Genomic DNA, 16,832 nt, shown 5'->3' with positions numbered 1-16,832 from the left:
CCCACTATAATAAAGTTTCAATGTGAGCCAACCGGATCTTCAAACTGTATGCATTATGTGTCCACCCGCGCGACGAGCGCGTCCGCAGCACGCAATCCCCAGCAATTCTCCGACATCCTGTTAGGTGGTCTGGCCCCGGACGGCGGCCTCTACCTGCCGGCCGAATACCCGCAGGTGACTGGCGCCGAGCTCGATGCCTGGCGCAAGCTCTCGTACGCCGAACTGGCCTATGAAATCCTGCGCAAGTTTGCCACCGACATCCCGGACGCCGACCTGAAGGCGCTGACCGCGCGCACCTACACGCCGGCGGTCTACCGCAACGCCCGCGCCGACGAATCGAGCGCGGACATCACCCCGCTGCGCGTGCTGGAAGACGGCGCGCAGGGCAAGCTGGTGCTGCAGGCGCTGTCGAACGGCCCGACCCTGGCCTTCAAGGACATGGCGATGCAGTTGCTGGGCAATCTGTTCGAGTACGCGCTGGCCAGGAACGACGATGAATTGAACATCTTCGGCGCCACCTCGGGCGACACCGGCAGCGCCGCCGAGTACGCGATGCGCGGCAAGCGCGGCGTGCGCGTGTTCATGCTGTCGCCGCACAAGAAGATGAGCGCCTTCCAGACCGCCCAGATGTTCAGCCTGCAGGACCCGAACATCTTCAATATCGCGGTGGAAGGCGTGTTCGACGATTGCCAGGACCTGGTCAAGGCGGTCTCGAACGACCTCGAATTCAAGGCGCGCCAGAAGATCGGCACCGTCAATTCGATCAACTGGGCGCGTGTCGTGGCCCAGGTCGTGTACTACTTCCGCGGCTACCTGGCGGCCACCACCGCTAACTCCCAGAAAGTGTCGTTCACCGTCCCGTCGGGGAACTTCGGCAATATCTGCGCCGGCCACATCGCCCGCATGATGGGCCTGCCGATCGACAAGCTGGTGGCCGCCACCAACGAGAACGACGTGCTGGACGAATTCTTCCGCACCGGCGTTTACCGCGTGCGTAAACCTGCCGAGACCTTCCACACCAGCAGCCCGTCGATGGACATCTCCAAGGCATCGAACTTCGAGCGCTTCGTGTATGAACTGGTGGGCCGCGACGCCGAGCGCACGCATGCGCTGTTCCGCAAGGTCGACACCCATGGCGGCTTCGACCTGTCCGGCGCGCCGGGCAGCGATGGCGACGAATTCAAGGATGTGGCGAAGTTCGGCTTCCTGTCGGGCCGCTCGACCCATCTTGATCGCCTGGCCACGATCCGCGACGTCGCCGACGACTACGGCATCACGATCGACACCCATACCGCCGACGGCATCAAGGTCGCGCGCGAACACCTGCAGCCGGGCGTGCCGATGATCGTGCTCGAGACCGCGCTGGCGGCCAAGTTCAACGAAACCATCCTCGAAGCGCTGGGCCAGGACGCCGAGCGTCCCGCCGGCTTCGAGAACATCGAGTCGCTGCCGCAGCGTTTCGTGGTCATGCCGGCCGACGTCGGCCGCATGAAGGCCTACATCGCTGAGCACACGGGCCTGTGATGAACGCACCGGTACAGAAAGCCCCCATGCTGTCGGTGCGCGAAGCGCTCGACTTCCTGCTGGAAGCCGCGCGGCCCGTCGAGCAGGTGGAAACGATCCCGACCCTCGAGGCCAACGGCCGCGTGCTGGCCGCGGACCAGCTGGCGACGATCGACGTGCCGTCGGCCGACAATACGCAGATGGACGGTTATGCCGTGCGCGCGGCGGATTGCGCGGGCGGCAGCGCCACCCTCAAGGTCAGCCAGCGCATCCCGGCCGGCAGCGTCGGCCATGAACTGGAGCCCGGCACCGCGGCGCGCATCTTCACCGGCGCCCTGATCCCGCCGGGCGCCGATGCGGTCGTGATGCAGGAGCAGGCCGAGGCGGTCGGCGACAGCGTCACCATTCACCACGCGCCGCGCGCCGGCGAGTGGATCCGCCGCAAGGGCGAGGACATCAGCGCCGGCGCCGTGATCCTGCCGGCCGGCAGCCGCCTGCGCAGCCAGGAACTGGGGCTGGCGGCGTCAAGCGGCCTGGCCAGCCTGCCGGTGCGGCGGCGCCTGCGCGTGGCGGTGTTCTTCACCGGCGACGAGCTGACCATGCCGGGCGACGTGCCGCCCGAGGGATTGAAACCGGGCGCCATCTACAACTCGAACCGTTTTACGCTTCGCGGGCTGCTGGAGAACTTCGGCTGCGAGATCAGCGACTTCGGCATCGTCCCCGATTCGCTGGAGGCGACCCGCGCCACCTTGCGCGAGGCGGCGCGCGAGAACGACCTGATCATCACCTCGGGCGGCGTCTCGGTCGGCGAGGAAGACCACATCAAGCCTGCCGTGGAAGCGGAAGGACGCCTGTCGATGTGGCAGATCGCGGTCAAGCCGGGTAAACCATTGGCGTTCGGCGAGGTGCGCCGCAGTAATGGCGACGACGGTGGCTCCGCGTTCTTTTTGGGCCTGCCCGGCAATCCGGTGTCGAGCTTCGTCACCTTCCTGCTGTTCGTGCGGCCTTTCCTGCTGCGCCTGCAGGGCGTGACGGGCCAGGTCGAGCCAAAGGGATATACGGTGCGCGCCGACTTCGACCTGCCCAAGGGCGACCGCCGCAACGAATTCCTGCGCGCGCGCCTGAACGCGGCCGGGGGACTGGACCTGTTCCCGAACCAGAGTTCGGGCGTGCTCACCTCGACGGTGTGGGGCGACGGCCTGGTCGACAACCCGGCGGGCAACCGCATCGCCGCGGGCGACCTGGTGCGCTTCATTCCGTTCGCCGAATTACAGTATTAGGAAAGACATGAAGATCAGTTTGAAATACTTCGCCGCGCTGCGCGAAGCCGTGGGCGCCGCGCAGGAGCAACTGGACCTGCCGCCGGATGTCGCGACGGTGGGCGGCGTGCGCGAACTGCTGCGCGCACGCGGCGGCGTGTGGGCCGAGGCCCTGGCGCCGGAACGTGCGGTGCGCATGGCGTGCAACCAGGTCATGTGCGGCGCCGATACGCCAATCGGCGAAGGCGCCGAAGTGGCATTCTTCCCGCCGGTGACCGGCGGTTGACAGCGGCCGGCCGCCGCGGCCGGCTGTTCCATCACAAGGCCGCGATCGACTGCTCCGCCAACGCCATCAATTTCGCGCAATTGCTGTTACGCGCCGCGAAATCCTTCCACGCCGTATTGCGCGCCACCGCCTGCCAGCCGCGCAGGGCTTCCGGAGTGAGGTCGACCACGCGCGCGCCGGCGCCGCGGTAGACCGACACTACCTCGGCATCGTCGACGCGCGCCATCTTCATCGCGAATTGCTCCAGGTCGGCGCCGACCTTGAGGATGGCTTCCTGCTGCGGCTTGGGCAAGCGCTCGAACACGGTGCGCGACATCAGGAGCGGCTCGAACATGAACCAGTACGAGCCGCCGCGCGCCGTGGTCAGCGAGCGGGCCGTCTCTTGCAGGCGGAAGGAAATGAGGGACGTCGACGAGGTCAGGGCCGCATCCAGTGCGCCGCTGCGCATGGCGGCGTGGATCTCGTTGGACGGCAGGCTGACGACGGTCGCGCCGGCGTCCTGCAGCAGCATGTCCATCTCGCGCGAGCCGCCACGCACCTTCAGGCCGCGCACGTCCCCGGGGTTGAGGATCGGAGCGCCGCGCGAGGCGACCCCGCCGGCTTGCCAGATCCAGCTGACGATCACCAGGCCCTGTTCGCCGAGGATGCGCGCCAGCTCGCGCCCGACCGGGGCGTTCTTCCAGCCATAGCCCTGATCGTAGGACGTGACCAGCGCCGGCATCAGCCCGATATTCGCTTCCGGCGCTTCGCTGCCCGCATACGACAGCGGCACCAGGGCCATGTCGAGCGAACCGCTGCGCAGCGCGCCGAACTGGGCGTTCGGCTGCATCAGGCTCGACCCCGGGTGGATCGAGAACTTCAGGCTGCCGCGCGTGCGCTTCTCGACCTCGGCCGCGAACATGCGGCACAGGCGGTCGCGAAAATCGCCCTGGGCGATGCTGCCGCCGGGGAACTGGTGCGAGATCCTGAGATTGCTGGCCTGGGCCCAGGCGGACTGCATCCATAGGGGACTGGTCGCGATCGCGCCCAGCATTGCCCTGCGGGTCGTAAACGACCGGTTGATTACCGACATATACATCCTCCAAGATGTTTTAACGGACTGCCGGGCGAATCGTGGCTGACCTCGTCGAGCGGGCGCCATCGTTCACGCTGGCGTGTACAAGAATATTCCTGCCACACCGCATGTCAAGCGGAATATTGCAGCTATGACAAAGGCATGCGGTTAACGTAGACCGGCGCCAACGCGGCAGTATCGCGCACGCTGGTGGAACCGGCCTTGATCCATCCTGGAGAATAGCCGCGTCAGCGGGCCTTGTCGGTAATGGCCTGGCTGGCCGAGCGCCAGCGCGCGGCGACGAAGATGGCGGCCGCGGCCAGCGACCACAGCAGGGTCGGGCCCCAGGTGTGGGCCAGGCTGTCGCCGCGCATCAGGTCGATTGCGCACAGCAGCAGGAACATGGTGCCGGCGGCCAGCAGGTATTGGCCGATCCAGTGGAGGTATGACTGTGACCCAGGACGCATGGAATGACTCCTTTCAACGGCGGTCGAGATAACGGCGCAGGATGCCGGCCAGCGCCAGCGGCTGGTCGATCATCAGGAAGTGGCGCGACGGCGCGATCGGGACCACCTCGACCGAGGGAATCCCTTCGACCAGCATCCGGTAATGCTCGACCTTGTCGGTCACCGTCAGCGCATCCTGAGCCGCATCGTACTGGTAAAACGGCGCCACGACCAGCACCGGGGCGCTGATCTTCGACAGCCCCGGGCGCAGGTCGAGCGCCAGCAGGTCGGCCACGTAGGCGCCGACCGCCTCGCGGTCGCTGCGCAGCAGCAGCGGCGTGATGTCGTCGGCCTTGCCGATGTCGAGCACGCCCTGGCCGCGCATGTACTGGCGCTGCTCGGCGGCGTAGGCATCCGGCCGGCTGGCCGCCATGCGGTTGCGCACGTTGATCGCGGCCTGCGGGCGCTGCTGCGGCGGCATGTTCTCGGTGCCGGGGAAGACCGGCAGGCCGTCCAGCGCCACCACGCCGCCGATGCCGTTGCCGAGGTCCTGCGCCACGGCATAGGCCAGCGTGCCGCCCAGGCTGTGGCCGACGATGACCGGCTTGTCCAGCTTGCGCTCGGCGATCAGGCCGCGCAGGGCGGCGCGCGCGCCTTCGAACGGCGCCCAGTCGGACGTTGCGCCCGGCGCCGGGCGGCCATCGAAGCCGGGCAGGGTGACCACGTACAGGGTGAACTCGTCCTTGAACTGGCGGATCGTCTCCTGCCATACCCAGGGACCGCTGGCCAGGCCGGGGACCAGGATCACCGGCCGGCCGCGGCTGCCGTGGCGCTCGACCAGCAGGCCGCCGGATTCGAAGCGCTCGGCCGGTTCGATGGTGGCGGCGAAACGGTTGACGATTGGCGCCGCTGGAGGCGCGGCCTGCGCCTGGGCCTGGGCGATGGAAGCGGCGCTGGCAGCCAGTGCGGCGAGTGCGAACAACAGGGAAGCTTTCTTCATGCGGTCTCCTGATCGGGTGAAAAGATGGCTTCGACCGGCAGGCCGAACAACCGTGATATGGCGAAGGCGAGCGGCAGGCTGGGGTCGTAGCGCCCGGTCTCGATCGCGTTGATGCTCTGGCGCGAGACGTCGAGGCGTTCGGCCAGGTCGGCCTGGCTCCAGCCGTGTTCGGCGCGCAGCGCGCGAATGCGGTTCTTCATCGCCGGCGCAGCGCCCGCACCGTGCAGACCAGGACGGTGGCCGCGCACAACACCACCCAGACCGCGAACATCGACAGGCGCGGATAGCCGGCGGTCTCGAGGAAGCCATAGCTGAAGGTGAGCCCGGCGGTGAGCGCGGCGGCCAGCGCGAACGATTCGAGCAGGTAGCGGCGCAGGTATTCGTCGACCCGGTCCAGGTGGCGCGCGATGGCCCACAGCATCAGACAGAATCCCAGCATCGGCGACAGCAGGACCACGGTGCGCGGCACGCCTTCTGCCATCGGCCGGCCGTAGAGGATCGACGCCACCAGCAGGATCACATACACCGCGAAGGAGATGCCCAGCTCCCTCAGATAAGCCTTGCCGACCCGTCGTTCATGCGTGTTTGCTGTCATCGTCTCGCCCTCGAGTAGTAAAGGATACTTTACATCGTAGGCTTGCCGGGACGCTATGTCAAGCAACCTTTACATCGTCTTTGGCTGCCCGAACTCGACTACAATGCGGGTCCATCTTTTCCGTCCCCCGCACCGTCATGACCCAGTCTTCCCTTTCCTCCAAGCGTGTCGCCGTGATCGGCGGCGGCCCCGCCGGGCTGATGGCGGCCGAGGTGCTGGCGCAAGGCGGCGCGCAGGTCGACGTCTACGATGCGATGGCCAGCGTGGGCCGCAAGTTCCTGCTGGCGGGGAAGGGCGGCATGAATATCACGCATTCCGAACCCTATCCCGATTTCGTGCGGCGCTATGGCGCGCGCCAGGACGAGGTGGCGCGCTGGCTGGAAGGATTCGACGCCGGTGCGGTGCGCGCCTGGATCCACGAGCTCGGCATCGAGACCTTCGTCGGCACCTCGGGCCGGGTCTTCCCGCGCGAGATGAAGGCGGCGCCGCTGCTGCGCGCCTGGCTGCACCGCCTGCGCGAGTCCGGCGTGCGCTTTCACATGCGCCACCGCTGGCTGGGCTGGCAGGATGGCCGGCTGCGCCTTGCCATGCCGGAAGGGGAGTTGCTGGTCGAGGCCGAGGCCACGATCCTGGCGCTGGGCGGCGCCAGCTGGGCGCGGCTCGGCTCGGACGGCGCCTGGCAGCCGCTGCTGGCCGAGCGCGGGGTCGCGCTGTCCCCGCTGGCGCCCGCCAACTGCGGTTTCGATGTCGGCTGGAGCGAGCATTTCAGCAGCCGCTACGCCGGCGCGCCGCTGCTTACGGTGGCCGCCGGTTGCGATGACCAGGATGGCGCCATCGCCTGGCGCAAGGGCCAGTTCGTCATCACCGGGGGCGGCGTCGAGGGCAGCCTGGTGTACGCGCTGTCGGCGCCGCTGCGCGACCAGATCGCGCGTATTGGCGGCGCCACCCTCTGGCTCGACCTGGCGCCCGACCACGATGCCGGGCGCGTGTTCGACGAAGTGACGCGCCCGCGCGGGTCGCGCTCGATGTCCAGCCACCTGCAAAGCCGGCTCGGCATCAAGGGCGTCAAGGCCGGGCTGCTGCACGAATGCCTGTCGCGCGAAGAATACGCCGACCCCGTTCGCCTGGCCGCCGGCATCAAGCGCCTGCCGGTCAAGCTGCTGCGCGCGCGCCCGATCGACGAGGCGATCAGCAGCGCGGGCGGCGTGCGCTTCGATGCGCTGGCGGATGACACCGCAATGCTGGCCGCGCTGCCGGGCACTTTCGTGGCGGGCGAGATGGTCGACTGGGAGGCGCCGACCGGCGGTTATCTGCTCACCGCCTGCTTCGCCAGCGGCCGCGCCGCAGGGCGCGATGCGCTGGCCTGGCTGGAGCGCGCCGGCGCCTGAGCGGGTAATTGAACGCCAACGTGAACGCCAACGGTGCGCATGCCGTTCGTGGATTGGCGTAGGCTGGATCGTTCTTCTCGCAGCCTTGTCCAGGAGCGGAGCATGTCCAGCACGCCTATCGAGCCGAGCGAACAGGAGCCAGTGCGCATTCCTGTCGTCGAGGAGCAGCTCGCGGTCGGCACCCGCATGGTCGACACCGGCCGCGGCGTACGCATCCACAAGACCGTCACCGAACATCCCGTCGCCATCGACGAACGCCTGCTGCGCGAGGAGCTGCGCGTCGAACATGTCCCGGTGGATCGCATCGTCGGCGCCGACGAGGCGCCCGGTCACCGCCACGAAGGCGACACCCTGGTCATTCCCGTGCTCGAAGAAGTGCTGGTGGTGGAGCGCAAGGTCCGCATCAAGGAAGAACTGCACATCACCCGGGTCCGGCACGAGGAGCGTCACCTTGATACCGTTTCGCTCAAGGCGGAACGGGTCGAGGTCGAGCGCTTCGACGAGGCCGGCGATTCGGGCGCCTGAAGTCATCACCCAAGGAGGCTCATCATGCACCATACGCTAGTCGCGGTTTTCGACAACCGTACCGACGCGCAAAGCGCGTACGACCAGCTGCTGTCTTCCGGTTTCAGCCGCGAGAGCGTGCGGCTGTCCGAGGCCAATGCTGGCGGCGCCACCACCGCCGAAGGCATCGGCAGCAGCGTCAAGCACTTCTTCCAGGACCTGTTCGGCGACGAGGACAAGCACCACGCGAGCCGCTACGACGGCGCGCTCGCGCGGGGCCAGCACGTGGTGACGCTCAGCGCCGAGACGTTACCCGACGTCGAGCGCGCCGCCGACGTCGTCGAGGCCTTCGGGCCGGTCGACATCGACGAACATTCGGATGGCGTCGGCACCGCCGGGGCATTGCTGACGGGCGCCGGGCCACGGCAAGGGGCGACGCCGGGTGCGGCGGCATCGAGCCAGTCGGCATCCGGCCAGTTGCAGGGCGCATCGGGCAGCGCCTCGCTGCAGCGCGACGTATCGACCAGCGCGGCCAGCGCGACCATCCCGGTGGTCGAAGAGCAGCTGCGGGTCGGCAAGCGCGAAGTCCAGCGCGGCGGCATGCGCATCTTCTCGCGCATCGTCGAGGTCCCGGTGCACGAAACCATTGGCCTGCGCGAGGAACACGTCGACGTCCAGCGGCGCAAGGTGGACCAGCCGATCAGCCCGAGCGACGCGGCGGCTTTCAAGGAGCAGACCATCGAGATGCGCGAGAGCGCCGAGGAAGCCGTGGTCGAGAAATCCGCCCGCATCACCGAGGAAGTCTCGATCGGCAAGCAGGTCAGCGAACGCCAGCAGCAGATCGACGACACGGTGCGCCACACCGAAGTCGACGTCGAGCGGCTTGGCGCGGGCATGTCCGACGACGAGCGCTACTATCGCGAGCATTTCAAGCTCACCTATGGCGCCAGCGGCGGGGCGTACGACGACTATGCGCCGGCCTATCTCTACGGTTCGCAGGTGGCGGGCAGCGGCAGGTACACGGGCCGTCAATGGGACGAGATCGAGCCCGAGCTGCGTACCGACTGGGAAGCGCGCCCGGGCGGCGCCTCGACCTGGGAAAAGATAAAGTCGGCCGTACGACACGGGTGGGACCGCATGACGGGCAAATACGACGCATGAGCCGTGACATTCGGTGAATAACATGGGGCGGGCGGCGCGGTAACATGGGTATTTTGTCGCCTGGCCGCCCATGACATCCATCCGTGTATTGCTATTGCCTGCGCTGCTGGCGTTCTTCACCACCGCGGCGTCGGCCGCCATGCAATGCGGCGAGCCATGCCACACCCTGGTGCGCGACGCCCACGTGCTCGAGGGGCAGGGCAAGTACCAGGAAGCGCTCGACAAGTACAAGGCCGCGCAGCAGGCCGACCCCAACGCCTCGCTGCCGGTGTCGCTGCAGGCCGGCCTGATGCTCAAACTGTCCAGCGTGGCCCCGAAGGACAAGGCGGCGCAGGTGCGCCAGACGGCGCGCGCCCTGGCCGAGCGCGCGACCACGCTCGCCGCCGACGATCCGATCGCGCACGAGGTCTTGCGCATGCTGGACGACGACGGCGCGTCGCCCCTGCATACGCCGAATCCGCGCGCTGCGAAGCTGCTGGCCGAAGGCTCGGCCCTGTTCGCGCAGCGCAAGCCGAAGGAAGCCCTGCTCAAGTACGAAGCGGCGATGGAGGCCGACCCCAAGGCGTCGAGCGCCTGGGTGGGCGCGGCGGATTGCCACTTCATGCAGGGCGACTGGCCGCGCGCCGAGGCGCTGTTCCGGCGCGCCACCGAGATCGAACCGCAAAATGCGCAGGCGTGGCGCTTCCTGTCCGACGCCTTGCTGGCGCAGGGCCAGCGCACCCAGGCCGAATCAGCCCTGTATGCGTCGATCGCGGCCGATCCGTCGCAACGTCCGAGCTGGGGCAAGCTGGCCAGGCTGCGCGCCGCCGCCGGCCTGCCGCTCAAGCCGTTCGCGTTCAGGCGCGGGGTGCGCGTGGCGCAGGAGGCGGACGGCAAGTTCACGATCCATATCGACGAGTCGGCCGCCGGCCAGGCCGATACCCCGAACTACGCGATGCGGCTGCTGCTCGGCATGAGCGAATCCAACCAGCGCCAGTCGGAGAGCGCCGCCGACAAATCGCCGTACGAGATCGAACTGGGCGCGTGGCGCACCGCCCTGAAGGTGATGGACGAGACCAGGGCGCTCGGCGACCAGCGCGTGACCGACCCCGCCTTGCTGCAGATGCAGGCGCTGGCGAAGGATGGGCAGCTGGAGCCGGCGATCCTGCTGCTCCTGTTCCGCCAGTCGTATCGGCCGGCGCTGAACGCTTGGCTGGCCGCCAATCCAGGCGGCGTCAAAGGGTTCATCGACCGCTACGGCCTGCAGCCTTGATCGATTCGCAGGAAGCGAACGGCCGCGCATGTCGCCTTTAGGTATAGTGCGGCCATGCCTTCACCTGACAAACATCCCACTACGCCCGACGGAAGGTACTTCGTCGTCTCGGGCCGCTTGTGGCGAGCCAGCAATCCCGGCCTTGCGCCGGACGAGCGCCAGCAGCTGGTCGACCAGCTCATGAAGGCTCGGCGGGACGTCGGCGCCGCCCTGAAGGCGCGCGACGGCAATGCCGAGCGGGCCGCGCGCCAGGCGGTCGACCAGGCCAAGCGCGCGCTGGGAGAGCGTGGGCCGGTGTGGTGGACCGATGGCGCGCCGGATTTCAACCGGCGGATGGTGGCCAACACGCCGTATGCGGCATGGTTCGCGGCGCTGCAGCCTGATCCCGAGAAAAACTAGTCGCTCACCTTGCCGCGCAGGGACTTGATCTGGCTGCTGCGCGCCTTGGCGTCCAATCGCCGCAGCTGCGAGCCGCGCGTCGGCCGGGTCGGGCGACGCGTCACCGGCACGACCGAGGCCTTGTCGACCAGCTCCTGCAGGCGGCGCAGGGCGTCTTCCTTGTTCTGTTCCAGGCTGCGCGACTGCTGCGCCTTGAGCACCAGCACGCCTTCCTGCGTGATGCGCGCGTCGCTCGATGCGAGCAGTCGTTCCTTCACATGCTGCGGCAGCGACGAAGCGCCGATGTCGAACCGCGCATGCACGGCGCACGAGACCTTGTTGACGTTCTGGCCTCCCGGACCCTGGGCCCGGATTGCGCTGAATTCGACTTCGAGAGGATTGATGACGGCCATGGCGTCATTGTAAACCGGCCGGCGGCCTGCAAAGAAAGTGAAGATATTAGAGAATAGAGGGTTCCGTCTCAACTTCTTCGTCACTCATGACCAATTCTGCATCCTTGTCCGGCGCACGACGCGCCGACATCAACCTGCGGCCCTTCGGCGTCGCATTCCTGCTCATCGTGCTTGGCGCCTGGTACCTGACGCAGGTCGTCGGTCCGCGCCAGGCCGCGCTCTACATCGTCGGCGCGCTGCTCGGCGTCGCCCTGTACCACGCGGCCTTCGGCTTCACCTCGGCCTGGCGCGTGTTCATCGCCGACGGCCGCGGCGCTGGCCTGCGCGCGCAAATGCTGATGCTGGCCGTCGGCGTCGTGTTGTTCTTCCCGGCGCTCGCCGGCGGCACGCTGTTCGGCAACCCGGTCACCGGGCTGGTGCAGCCGGCCGGCACGTCCGTCATCGTCGGCGCCTTCATCTTCGGCATCGGCATGCAGCTGGGCGGCGGTTGCGCCTCGGGCACGCTGTACACGGTCGGTGGCGGCAGCACGCGCATGATCGTCACGCTGTTGTTCTTCATCGTCGGCTCGCTGATCGGCACCGCCCACATGCCGTTCTGGACCGCGATGCCGCAACTGCCGCCGCTGTCGGCGGTGAAGGAACTGGGCCTGGCCCCGGCGCTGGCGCTGAACCTGCTCGTGTTCGCCCTGATCGCGGCCGTCACGGTCGTGGTCGAGAAGCGCCGCCACGGCCGGCTGGTCGCGGCGCAGTCGCAACCGACCGGCGGCGCGCGCTGGCTGCGCGGTCCGTGGCCGCTGGTGGCCGGCGCGCTGGCGCTGGTGGTGCTCAACTTCGCCACCCTGGCCCTGTCGGGCCGGCCGTGGGGCGTGACCTCGGCCTTCGCGCTGTGGGGCGCCAAGGCGGCAGCCCTTGCTGGCATCGACGTCGCCAGCTGGACCTACTGGTCGAGCGGCGCCAACGCCGCCGCGCTGGCCGCGCCGGTGTGGAAGGATGTGACTTCGGTGATGGACATCGGCATCGTGCTCGGCGCGATGCTGGCGGCGGCGCTGGCCGGCCGCTATGCGCCGGTGTGGAAGCTGCCACTGCGTTCGCTGGTCGCGGCGGTGGTCGGCGGCCTGCTGCTCGGCTACGGCGCGCGCCTGGCCTATGGCTGCAATATCGGCGCCTATTTCAGCGGCATCATCTCGGGCAGCCTGCATGGCTGGTTGTGGCTGGTGGTGGCGTTTGTTGGCAACGTGGTCGGCACGCGCTTGCGGCCGTTGTTCGGGCTGGAAGTGGAGCGGGTGAAGCTGGGCGGTTGCTGAAAGACAGCGATGCACATTGGATGTGCATCGCGGCCCGACCGAAGAAAGACCGATAAACCCGTCCTGGATCTCGGTCTCCTTGCCCTGTTCGTCCAGGTAGCGGATGCCGTTGCAGCATTCTGACTTTCGCGACCATTTGGCGGTCGCCTCGGTTCAGCGCCGTCCAGACCGGCTAATCGTGATAACTGACGCTCCCGCTACCCGCCCGGCTGATGCTGCGCTCACCCGGATCCCCATACACCTCGACATCGCCGCTGCCACTGAGCGACACCTTCACCTTGCTGCGCGCCTGCACCGCACTGTCGCCCGAGCCGCTCTGGCTCACCGTGACCTCCTCGGCGCGCAGGTGCTCGGCGTCGAGGTGCCCCGAGCCGGTGGTGCTGGCGTCGAGCTCGCGCGCGGTGCCGACCACGGTGATCCGGCCCGATCCCATCAGGCGTGTCTCGACCCGGTCCATGGCGGCGCCGCCATTCACGTCCAGGTCGCCGCTGCCGGTCAGGCCCACCTTGGCGGTGCGGAAGCGTCCGTTGAAGCGCACGCTGCCCGATCCATTCAACTGCACCTCGATCTCGTCGCCCGAGAAGCCGTTGATGCTGCTGTCGCCGCTGCCGTCGATCCGGACCGAACTCAGGGCCGGCAAGGTCAGGCCGACCACCAGCGGTTCGCGGTGGCGCAGCACCATGCCGCGGATGCCGATGCGCAGCACGTTGCCGTCGCCCGTCACCTCGACATTGCCCAGCATGCGCTGCTCGCCGCTCACTTGCAGCGCAGGCGTGGCGCCGTAGCGCAGGTTCAGGTCGATCGGGCCGTCGAGTTCGACGACCTCGACGCCGGAAGGCACGCTGCGGGTGTCCTGCGACACAGCGCGGCGCTCCGTGATGCTGGTGGTGCCGTTGGCGCGCAGCATGCTGTAGCTCAGCGCCACCAGCACGGCGGCCAGCAGCAGCAGGGCGAGTCCGATTTTCATCAAGGCGCGCATGGTGTCCTTATCCCTTCAGCAGCGACAGGTTCATGTTCACGTAGCGGCGGATGCCCAGCAGCGTGTATTTGGTGAGGACGATCGACAGCAGGAACAGCGCGATGCCGCCCAGGATCAGCGCGCAGCCGAAGGCCACTTGCGTGCTGCGCGAGCCGGGGTCCATCTCGGTCGTGATCTGGATCTTGCGCTCCGCCACCGCCTCGGCCCCGCGCATGAAGCGCGAGTTGCGGTCGTCGCGCTCGGTGCGCGTCTCGGGGTTGTCCTCTTCAAGAGCAGGCGCCGGTTCGTCGAACACATGGATGCCGTTGGCGCCGATTGTGACCCGGGTCTGCGACTCGACCGGCTCGCCATCGTCGCTGATCACCATGCGCGTCAGCGGGGCGCTCAGGATCAGTTCGTTCGAGCCGGCCAGTCCGCTGGCGGTCACGGCGATGCCCGAGACGTAGACGCCGAAGGCGGACAGGTAGAGCGACATCAAGAGCGACGCGAACACCGCGGCCGGGATCAGCATGAACAGATTAAAAATCAACAGGCCGATGCCCGAGACGACGGTGCGCGCGACATTGCCAGATGGTTTCTTGTCTTTATTGCCATCCTTGAGGTCGGCCAGGTGGGCGCTGGTGCGCAGGGTCACCGCGACCTGGCGCGGATCGCCCAGCTCGGCGGCCACCTCGTGTTCCGGCCGGCCGGCGGCGCTCCCGTCGACGAAACGCTGCTCGTACCAGGCCAGGGTTCTGGCCTGGGTTTCCGGTGGCAGGCCCATCAGGGCCCGCTTGAGCGCGTCGAGGTATTCCAGCTTGCCCATGTCGTTGCGGCGCTCCGTCAATGGTGGCCGAGGGCCGGGATCGAGCCGATCGCCAGGACGGTCGCATGCGCCGAGCCGCCGATCAGTTCTGGCTTGACCAGCACCAGGGTGCTCAGCGCCACGATGGCAAGGATGGCAAGGATGGCAACGGCGTGCAGGCCGAGACGGGGTTTCATAGTCATTTCCATAAGACGGTTTTTGATGCTGCTACCTTACGGAATCGCCTGATGCGGCGCCATGGGTGTGCGACAGGCTGCGCTTTTCGCGGGGCAGGGCGCCGTAGGCACGGATGGCCGTCGCCGCCGCCTGGCCGCTGCGCACCGCCGTTTCCAGGGTGGCCGGGTAGTCGCTGGCCGTGTAGTCGCCGGCCAGCACCAGACCGGGCAGGGCAGTGGTGTTGCCTGGCCGCACTAGTCCGGGTGTGCAGCTGAAGGTCGCGCGTTTCTCGGTGATCAGCTGGGTCCAGGTCGGATTCGCCAGTTCCGGCCGTCCGAAATCCTGGGCCAGTTGAGAGGCGATGGCTGCTGCCAGCTGCTCGCGCGGCAGGTTCGCCGCGTCGCCGGCGGCGCTGACCACCACCGCCAGCAGGCCGTCCTGGGCCGCATCCAGCTGGGCGCGGTCGAACACGAACTGGCCCCAGCGGTGTGCCGCAGGGTCGTCCAGCAGCGCGTAGAACGGCAGCGCGAGCCGGGTGCCGGGCGCGTATTGCAGGTAGCAGGTGGCGATCGGTTCGTGGGTGAAGGCCGCGAGCAGGCCGGCCACCTCGGCGGCTTCGGTGAGCCCCGCCAGCAGCGCGGCGCTCACCGGCGCCGGCGTGGCCAGCACCACGGCGTCGAAGCGCTCGGCCGGCAGGTCGCCGCCGGGCTCCACCTGCCAGCCGTCGCCCTCGCGCTTGATGCCCGCGACCTTCACGCCCAGGCGCACGGCATGACCCTGGCGCTCGAGCCAGGCGCCGGCCGGTTCCGGGAACAGCGCCCCCATCGGCAGGCGCGGCAGCAGCATGTCGGAGGCCGCGCGCCGGCTGGCGCCCAGGCTGTCGCGCAGCACCGCCAGGAACACATTGGCCGAGGCGCGTTCCGGCGGCGTGTTCAGGGCCGCGATGCACAGCGGGCGCCACATCAAGCGTGTCAGTCGTTCGGTCTGGTCGAAACGCTCGAGCAGCTCGAGCACCGTGCAGTCGTCGTTCAGCTGCCAGCCCATCCAGCGCCCGGCGCTGTTGAAGCGGGCCAGGGCCAGCTTGTCGGCGCGCTCGAGGCCCTTGGCGCGCAGCAGGGCGAACGCCAGGTGCAGCGGCGCCGGCAGGCGTGGCGCGGCGAAGTCCATGCCGTCGCCCCCCGCGGGATAGCGCATCTGGACCGGCAGGCGCAGGAATGCTGTCTTTTCGTCGACGCCCACCTGTTTCATCAGGCGCAGCGATGCGCGGTAGGCGCCCAGCAGGATGTGCTGGCCATTGTCCAGTTCCACGCCGCGCACTTCGACGCCGCGCGCGCGCCCGCCCAGGCTGCGGGCAGCCTCGTACAAGGTCACCTGGCAGCCCTGGCGCGCCAGCTCGACCGCCGCCGCGCAGCCGGCCCAGCCGCCGCCGGCAACCGCAACCCGCATGCTAGGTGCGGACATAGGTCTTCCACGCCAGCCACAGTTTGCGCAGTGGCGTGAGCGAGATGCGCTGGTTGAGCACGTGGAAACCGTCGCGCTGGATCTCGTCCAGCAGGGTGCGGTAGATGGCGGCCATCATCAGGCCGGGACGCTGGGCGCGCCGGTCTTCCTTCGGCAGCAGGGCCAGGGCCTCGTCGTAGATGGTTTGCGCGCGCTCGGCCTGGAAGCGCATCAGCGCTTCGAACTTGTCGCTGTGCTGCAGCTTGAGCAGGTCGTTGGCGGTGACGCCGAACTGCTGCAGGTCGTTGACCGGCAGGTAGATGCGGCCCTTGCGCGCATCGTCGCCGACGTCGCGGATGATGTTCGTCAGCTGGAACGCCAGGCCGAGCTTTTCGGCATACGCCAGGGTCTGCGGATTGGTGTAGCCGAAGATGCTGGCCGACAGGATGCCGACCACGCCCGCCACGTGCCAGCAATAGCGCTGCAGGCCGGGGTAGTCGAGGTAGCGGCTCTGGTCGAGGTCCATCTCCATGCCGTCGACGATGGCCAGCAGGTGTTTTTCTTCCAGTTGATAGGTGGCGACGTGCGGCTGCAGGGCCAGCATCACCGGGTGGGTATGGGTGCCCGAATACATCTTCGAGACCTCGGTGCGCCACCAGGCCAGCTTGATGCGCGCCACCGAGCCATCGGTCGCCTCGTCGACGGTGTCGTCGACTTCGCGGCAGAAGGCGTACAGCGCCGTGATCGCGCGCCGGCGCTCGGGCGGAAGGAACAGGAAGCTGTAGTAGAAACTGGAGCCGCTCTGGACGGTCTTTTGCTGGCAGTATTCGTCTGGAGACATGAAATCGTCGTGAAATGCTGGTCGGGGCGCGGCCGGATCGGGTCCCGGCGCGCTGTCAATCCGCTATC

General features: G+C 68.1%; 20 protein-coding genes. 9 read left to right on the top strand and 11 right to left on the bottom strand.

The features are described from left to right. The first annotated feature begins 48 nt into the window (after nt 1–48). The 3 genes from thrC to moaD are packed head-to-tail and all read left to right on the top strand — an operon-like array spanning nt 49 to nt 3,048. The gene (thrC, locus tag HMPREF9710_RS25225) at nt 49–1,524 is read left to right on the top strand and encodes a threonine synthase (RefSeq protein WP_005671197.1); all 1,476 of its coding nucleotides are present in this window, start codon (nt 49–51) and stop codon (nt 1,522–1,524) included. Then, nucleotides 1,524–2,783: a molybdopterin molybdotransferase MoeA gene (locus tag HMPREF9710_RS25220; RefSeq protein ID WP_005671196.1), complete on the top strand. Its 1,260-nt coding sequence runs from the start codon at nt 1,524–1,526 to the stop codon at nt 2,781–2,783. The genes thrC and HMPREF9710_RS25220 overlap by 1 nt, the downstream gene beginning before the upstream one ends. Nucleotides 2,784–2,790: 7 nt before the next feature. Next, entirely contained in the window at nt 2,791–3,048 is a 258-nt protein-coding gene (gene moaD, locus HMPREF9710_RS25215) for a molybdopterin converting factor subunit 1 (RefSeq protein ID WP_005671194.1), read from the top strand. A 31-nt stretch (nt 3,049–3,079) separates the two neighbouring features. On the opposite strand, the gene dctP is transcribed toward moaD, so the two are convergent. The 5 genes from dctP to HMPREF9710_RS25190 form a co-directional block, all read right to left on the bottom strand. Beyond that, a complete protein-coding gene (gene dctP, locus HMPREF9710_RS25210; protein WP_229409932.1) occupies nt 3,080–4,081 on the bottom strand; it encodes a TRAP transporter substrate-binding protein DctP in 1,002 nt (333 codons plus the stop codon). A 269-nt stretch (nt 4,082–4,350) separates the two neighbouring features. Beyond that, nucleotides 4,351–4,569, bottom strand: a complete 219-nt coding sequence (locus HMPREF9710_RS25205; RefSeq protein ID WP_005671190.1) for a hypothetical protein — start codon at nt 4,567–4,569, stop codon at nt 4,351–4,353. A 13-nt stretch (nt 4,570–4,582) separates the two neighbouring features. After that, the gene (locus HMPREF9710_RS25200) at nt 4,583–5,548 is read right to left on the bottom strand and encodes an alpha/beta fold hydrolase (protein ID WP_005671188.1); all 966 of its coding nucleotides are present in this window, start codon (nt 5,546–5,548) and stop codon (nt 4,583–4,585) included. Then, nucleotides 5,545–5,748, bottom strand: a complete 204-nt coding sequence (locus tag HMPREF9710_RS25195; protein WP_005671186.1) for a helix-turn-helix transcriptional regulator — start codon at nt 5,746–5,748, stop codon at nt 5,545–5,547. The genes HMPREF9710_RS25200 and HMPREF9710_RS25195 overlap by 4 nt, the downstream gene beginning before the upstream one ends. After that, entirely contained in the window at nt 5,745–6,143 is a 399-nt protein-coding gene (locus HMPREF9710_RS25190) for a hypothetical protein (RefSeq protein ID WP_005671184.1), read from the bottom strand. Before HMPREF9710_RS25190 ends, HMPREF9710_RS25195 begins: the two co-directional genes overlap by 4 nt. A 137-nt stretch (nt 6,144–6,280) precedes the next feature. Here HMPREF9710_RS25190 and HMPREF9710_RS25185 point away from each other — a divergent pair, with 137 nt between their 5' ends. The 5 genes from HMPREF9710_RS25185 (at nt 6,281) to HMPREF9710_RS28725 (ending at nt 10,847) form a co-directional block, all read left to right on the top strand. Continuing rightward, the gene (locus tag HMPREF9710_RS25185; protein ID WP_005671182.1) at nt 6,281–7,531 is read left to right on the top strand and encodes a TIGR03862 family flavoprotein; all 1,251 of its coding nucleotides are present in this window, start codon (nt 6,281–6,283) and stop codon (nt 7,529–7,531) included. A gap of 102 nt (nt 7,532–7,633) precedes the next feature. Further along, nucleotides 7,634–8,056: a YsnF/AvaK domain-containing protein gene (locus HMPREF9710_RS25180; protein WP_005671181.1), complete on the top strand. Its 423-nt coding sequence runs from the start codon at nt 7,634–7,636 to the stop codon at nt 8,054–8,056. A 24-nt stretch (nt 8,057–8,080) separates the two neighbouring features. Further along, nucleotides 8,081–9,196: a YsnF/AvaK domain-containing protein gene (locus HMPREF9710_RS25175; RefSeq protein ID WP_005671177.1), complete on the top strand. Its 1,116-nt coding sequence runs from the start codon at nt 8,081–8,083 to the stop codon at nt 9,194–9,196. Nucleotides 9,197–9,266: 70 nt separating this feature from the next. Further along, entirely contained in the window at nt 9,267–10,448 is a 1,182-nt protein-coding gene (locus HMPREF9710_RS25170; protein WP_005671174.1) for a tetratricopeptide repeat protein, read from the top strand. 54 nt (nt 10,449–10,502) lie between these two features. Continuing rightward, nucleotides 10,503–10,847, top strand: coding sequence for a hypothetical protein (locus HMPREF9710_RS28725; protein WP_005671172.1), 345 nt, complete (start codon nt 10,503–10,505; stop codon nt 10,845–10,847). Here the strand turns inward: HMPREF9710_RS28725 and arfB are convergent. Continuing rightward, complete coding sequence (gene arfB / locus HMPREF9710_RS25160) at nt 10,844–11,239, bottom strand: alternative ribosome rescue aminoacyl-tRNA hydrolase ArfB (protein ID WP_005671170.1); 396 nt, start codon at nt 11,237–11,239, stop codon at nt 10,844–10,846. The two genes, HMPREF9710_RS28725 and arfB, sit on opposite strands and share 4 nt — an antisense overlap. An 86-nt stretch (nt 11,240–11,325) precedes the next feature. Here arfB and HMPREF9710_RS25155 point away from each other — a divergent pair, with 86 nt between their 5' ends. Further along, a complete protein-coding gene (locus HMPREF9710_RS25155; protein ID WP_005671168.1) occupies nt 11,326–12,543 on the top strand; it encodes a YeeE/YedE family protein in 1,218 nt (405 codons plus the stop codon). Nucleotides 12,544–12,715: 172 nt separating this feature from the next. On the opposite strand, the gene HMPREF9710_RS25150 is transcribed toward HMPREF9710_RS25155, so the two are convergent. The 5 genes from HMPREF9710_RS25150 to hpnD are packed head-to-tail and all read right to left on the bottom strand — an operon-like array spanning nt 12,716 to nt 16,764. Next, nucleotides 12,716–13,510 (bottom strand): GIN domain-containing protein, encoded by a 795-nt coding sequence (locus HMPREF9710_RS25150; RefSeq protein ID WP_229409931.1) that lies wholly within the window; start codon nt 13,508–13,510, stop codon nt 12,716–12,718. 19 nt (nt 13,511–13,529) lie between these two features. After that, entirely contained in the window at nt 13,530–14,327 is a 798-nt protein-coding gene (locus HMPREF9710_RS25145; RefSeq protein ID WP_005671164.1) for a DUF1700 domain-containing protein, read from the bottom strand. Between the two features lie 17 nt (nt 14,328–14,344). Then, complete coding sequence (locus HMPREF9710_RS28140) at nt 14,345–14,503, bottom strand: hypothetical protein (protein ID WP_005671162.1); 159 nt, start codon at nt 14,501–14,503, stop codon at nt 14,345–14,347. 31 nt (nt 14,504–14,534) lie between these two features. Beyond that, complete coding sequence (gene hpnE, locus HMPREF9710_RS25140; protein ID WP_005671159.1) at nt 14,535–15,944, bottom strand: hydroxysqualene dehydroxylase HpnE; 1,410 nt, start codon at nt 15,942–15,944, stop codon at nt 14,535–14,537. After that, on the bottom strand, nt 15,931–16,764 hold the full coding sequence (hpnD, locus tag HMPREF9710_RS25135) for a presqualene diphosphate synthase HpnD (RefSeq protein WP_005671157.1): 834 nt from the start codon (nt 16,762–16,764) through the stop codon (nt 15,931–15,933). The genes hpnE and hpnD overlap by 14 nt, the downstream gene beginning before the upstream one ends. Nucleotides 16,765–16,832: the final 68 nt, after the last annotated feature.

It is taken from the genome of Massilia timonae CCUG 45783 (assembly GCF_000315425.1).
Classification (GTDB): domain Bacteria; phylum Pseudomonadota; class Gammaproteobacteria; order Burkholderiales; family Burkholderiaceae_D; genus Telluria; species Telluria timonae.
This window is presented reverse-complemented; position numbering and strand designations above follow the sequence as displayed.

Coding starts and splice junctions, on each gene's coding strand:
- thrC (WP_005671197.1), top strand. CDS start 49: ATGCATTATGTGTCCACCCGCGCGACGAGCGCGTCCGCAGCACGCAAT.
- HMPREF9710_RS25220 (WP_005671196.1), top strand. CDS start 1,524: ATGAACGCACCGGTACAGAAAGCCCCCATGCTGTCGGTGCGCGAAGCG.
- moaD (WP_005671194.1), top strand. CDS start 2,791: ATGAAGATCAGTTTGAAATACTTCGCCGCGCTGCGCGAAGCCGTGGGC.
- dctP (WP_229409932.1), bottom strand. CDS start 4,081: ATGCTGGGCGCGATCGCGACCAGTCCCCTATGGATGCAGTCCGCCTGG.
- HMPREF9710_RS25205 (WP_005671190.1), bottom strand. CDS start 4,569: ATGCGTCCTGGGTCACAGTCATACCTCCACTGGATCGGCCAATACCTG.
- HMPREF9710_RS25200 (WP_005671188.1), bottom strand. CDS start 5,548: ATGAAGAAAGCTTCCCTGTTGTTCGCACTCGCCGCACTGGCTGCCAGC.
- HMPREF9710_RS25195 (WP_005671186.1), bottom strand. CDS start 5,748: ATGAAGAACCGCATTCGCGCGCTGCGCGCCGAACACGGCTGGAGCCAG.
- HMPREF9710_RS25190 (WP_005671184.1), bottom strand. CDS start 6,143: ATGACAGCAAACACGCATGAACGACGGGTCGGCAAGGCTTATCTGAGG.
- HMPREF9710_RS25185 (WP_005671182.1), top strand. CDS start 6,281: ATGACCCAGTCTTCCCTTTCCTCCAAGCGTGTCGCCGTGATCGGCGGC.
- HMPREF9710_RS25180 (WP_005671181.1), top strand. CDS start 7,634: ATGTCCAGCACGCCTATCGAGCCGAGCGAACAGGAGCCAGTGCGCATT.
- HMPREF9710_RS25175 (WP_005671177.1), top strand. CDS start 8,081: ATGCACCATACGCTAGTCGCGGTTTTCGACAACCGTACCGACGCGCAA.
- HMPREF9710_RS25170 (WP_005671174.1), top strand. CDS start 9,267: ATGACATCCATCCGTGTATTGCTATTGCCTGCGCTGCTGGCGTTCTTC.
- HMPREF9710_RS28725 (WP_005671172.1), top strand. CDS start 10,503: ATGCCTTCACCTGACAAACATCCCACTACGCCCGACGGAAGGTACTTC.
- arfB (WP_005671170.1), bottom strand. CDS start 11,239: ATGGCCGTCATCAATCCTCTCGAAGTCGAATTCAGCGCAATCCGGGCC.
- HMPREF9710_RS25155 (WP_005671168.1), top strand. CDS start 11,326: ATGACCAATTCTGCATCCTTGTCCGGCGCACGACGCGCCGACATCAAC.
- HMPREF9710_RS25150 (WP_229409931.1), bottom strand. CDS start 13,510: ATGAAAATCGGACTCGCCCTGCTGCTGCTGGCCGCCGTGCTGGTGGCG.
- HMPREF9710_RS25145 (WP_005671164.1), bottom strand. CDS start 14,327: ATGGGCAAGCTGGAATACCTCGACGCGCTCAAGCGGGCCCTGATGGGC.
- HMPREF9710_RS28140 (WP_005671162.1), bottom strand. CDS start 14,503: ATGAAACCCCGTCTCGGCCTGCACGCCGTTGCCATCCTTGCCATCCTT.
- hpnE (WP_005671159.1), bottom strand. CDS start 15,944: ATGTCCGCACCTAGCATGCGGGTTGCGGTTGCCGGCGGCGGCTGGGCC.
- hpnD (WP_005671157.1), bottom strand. CDS start 16,764: ATGTCTCCAGACGAATACTGCCAGCAAAAGACCGTCCAGAGCGGCTCC.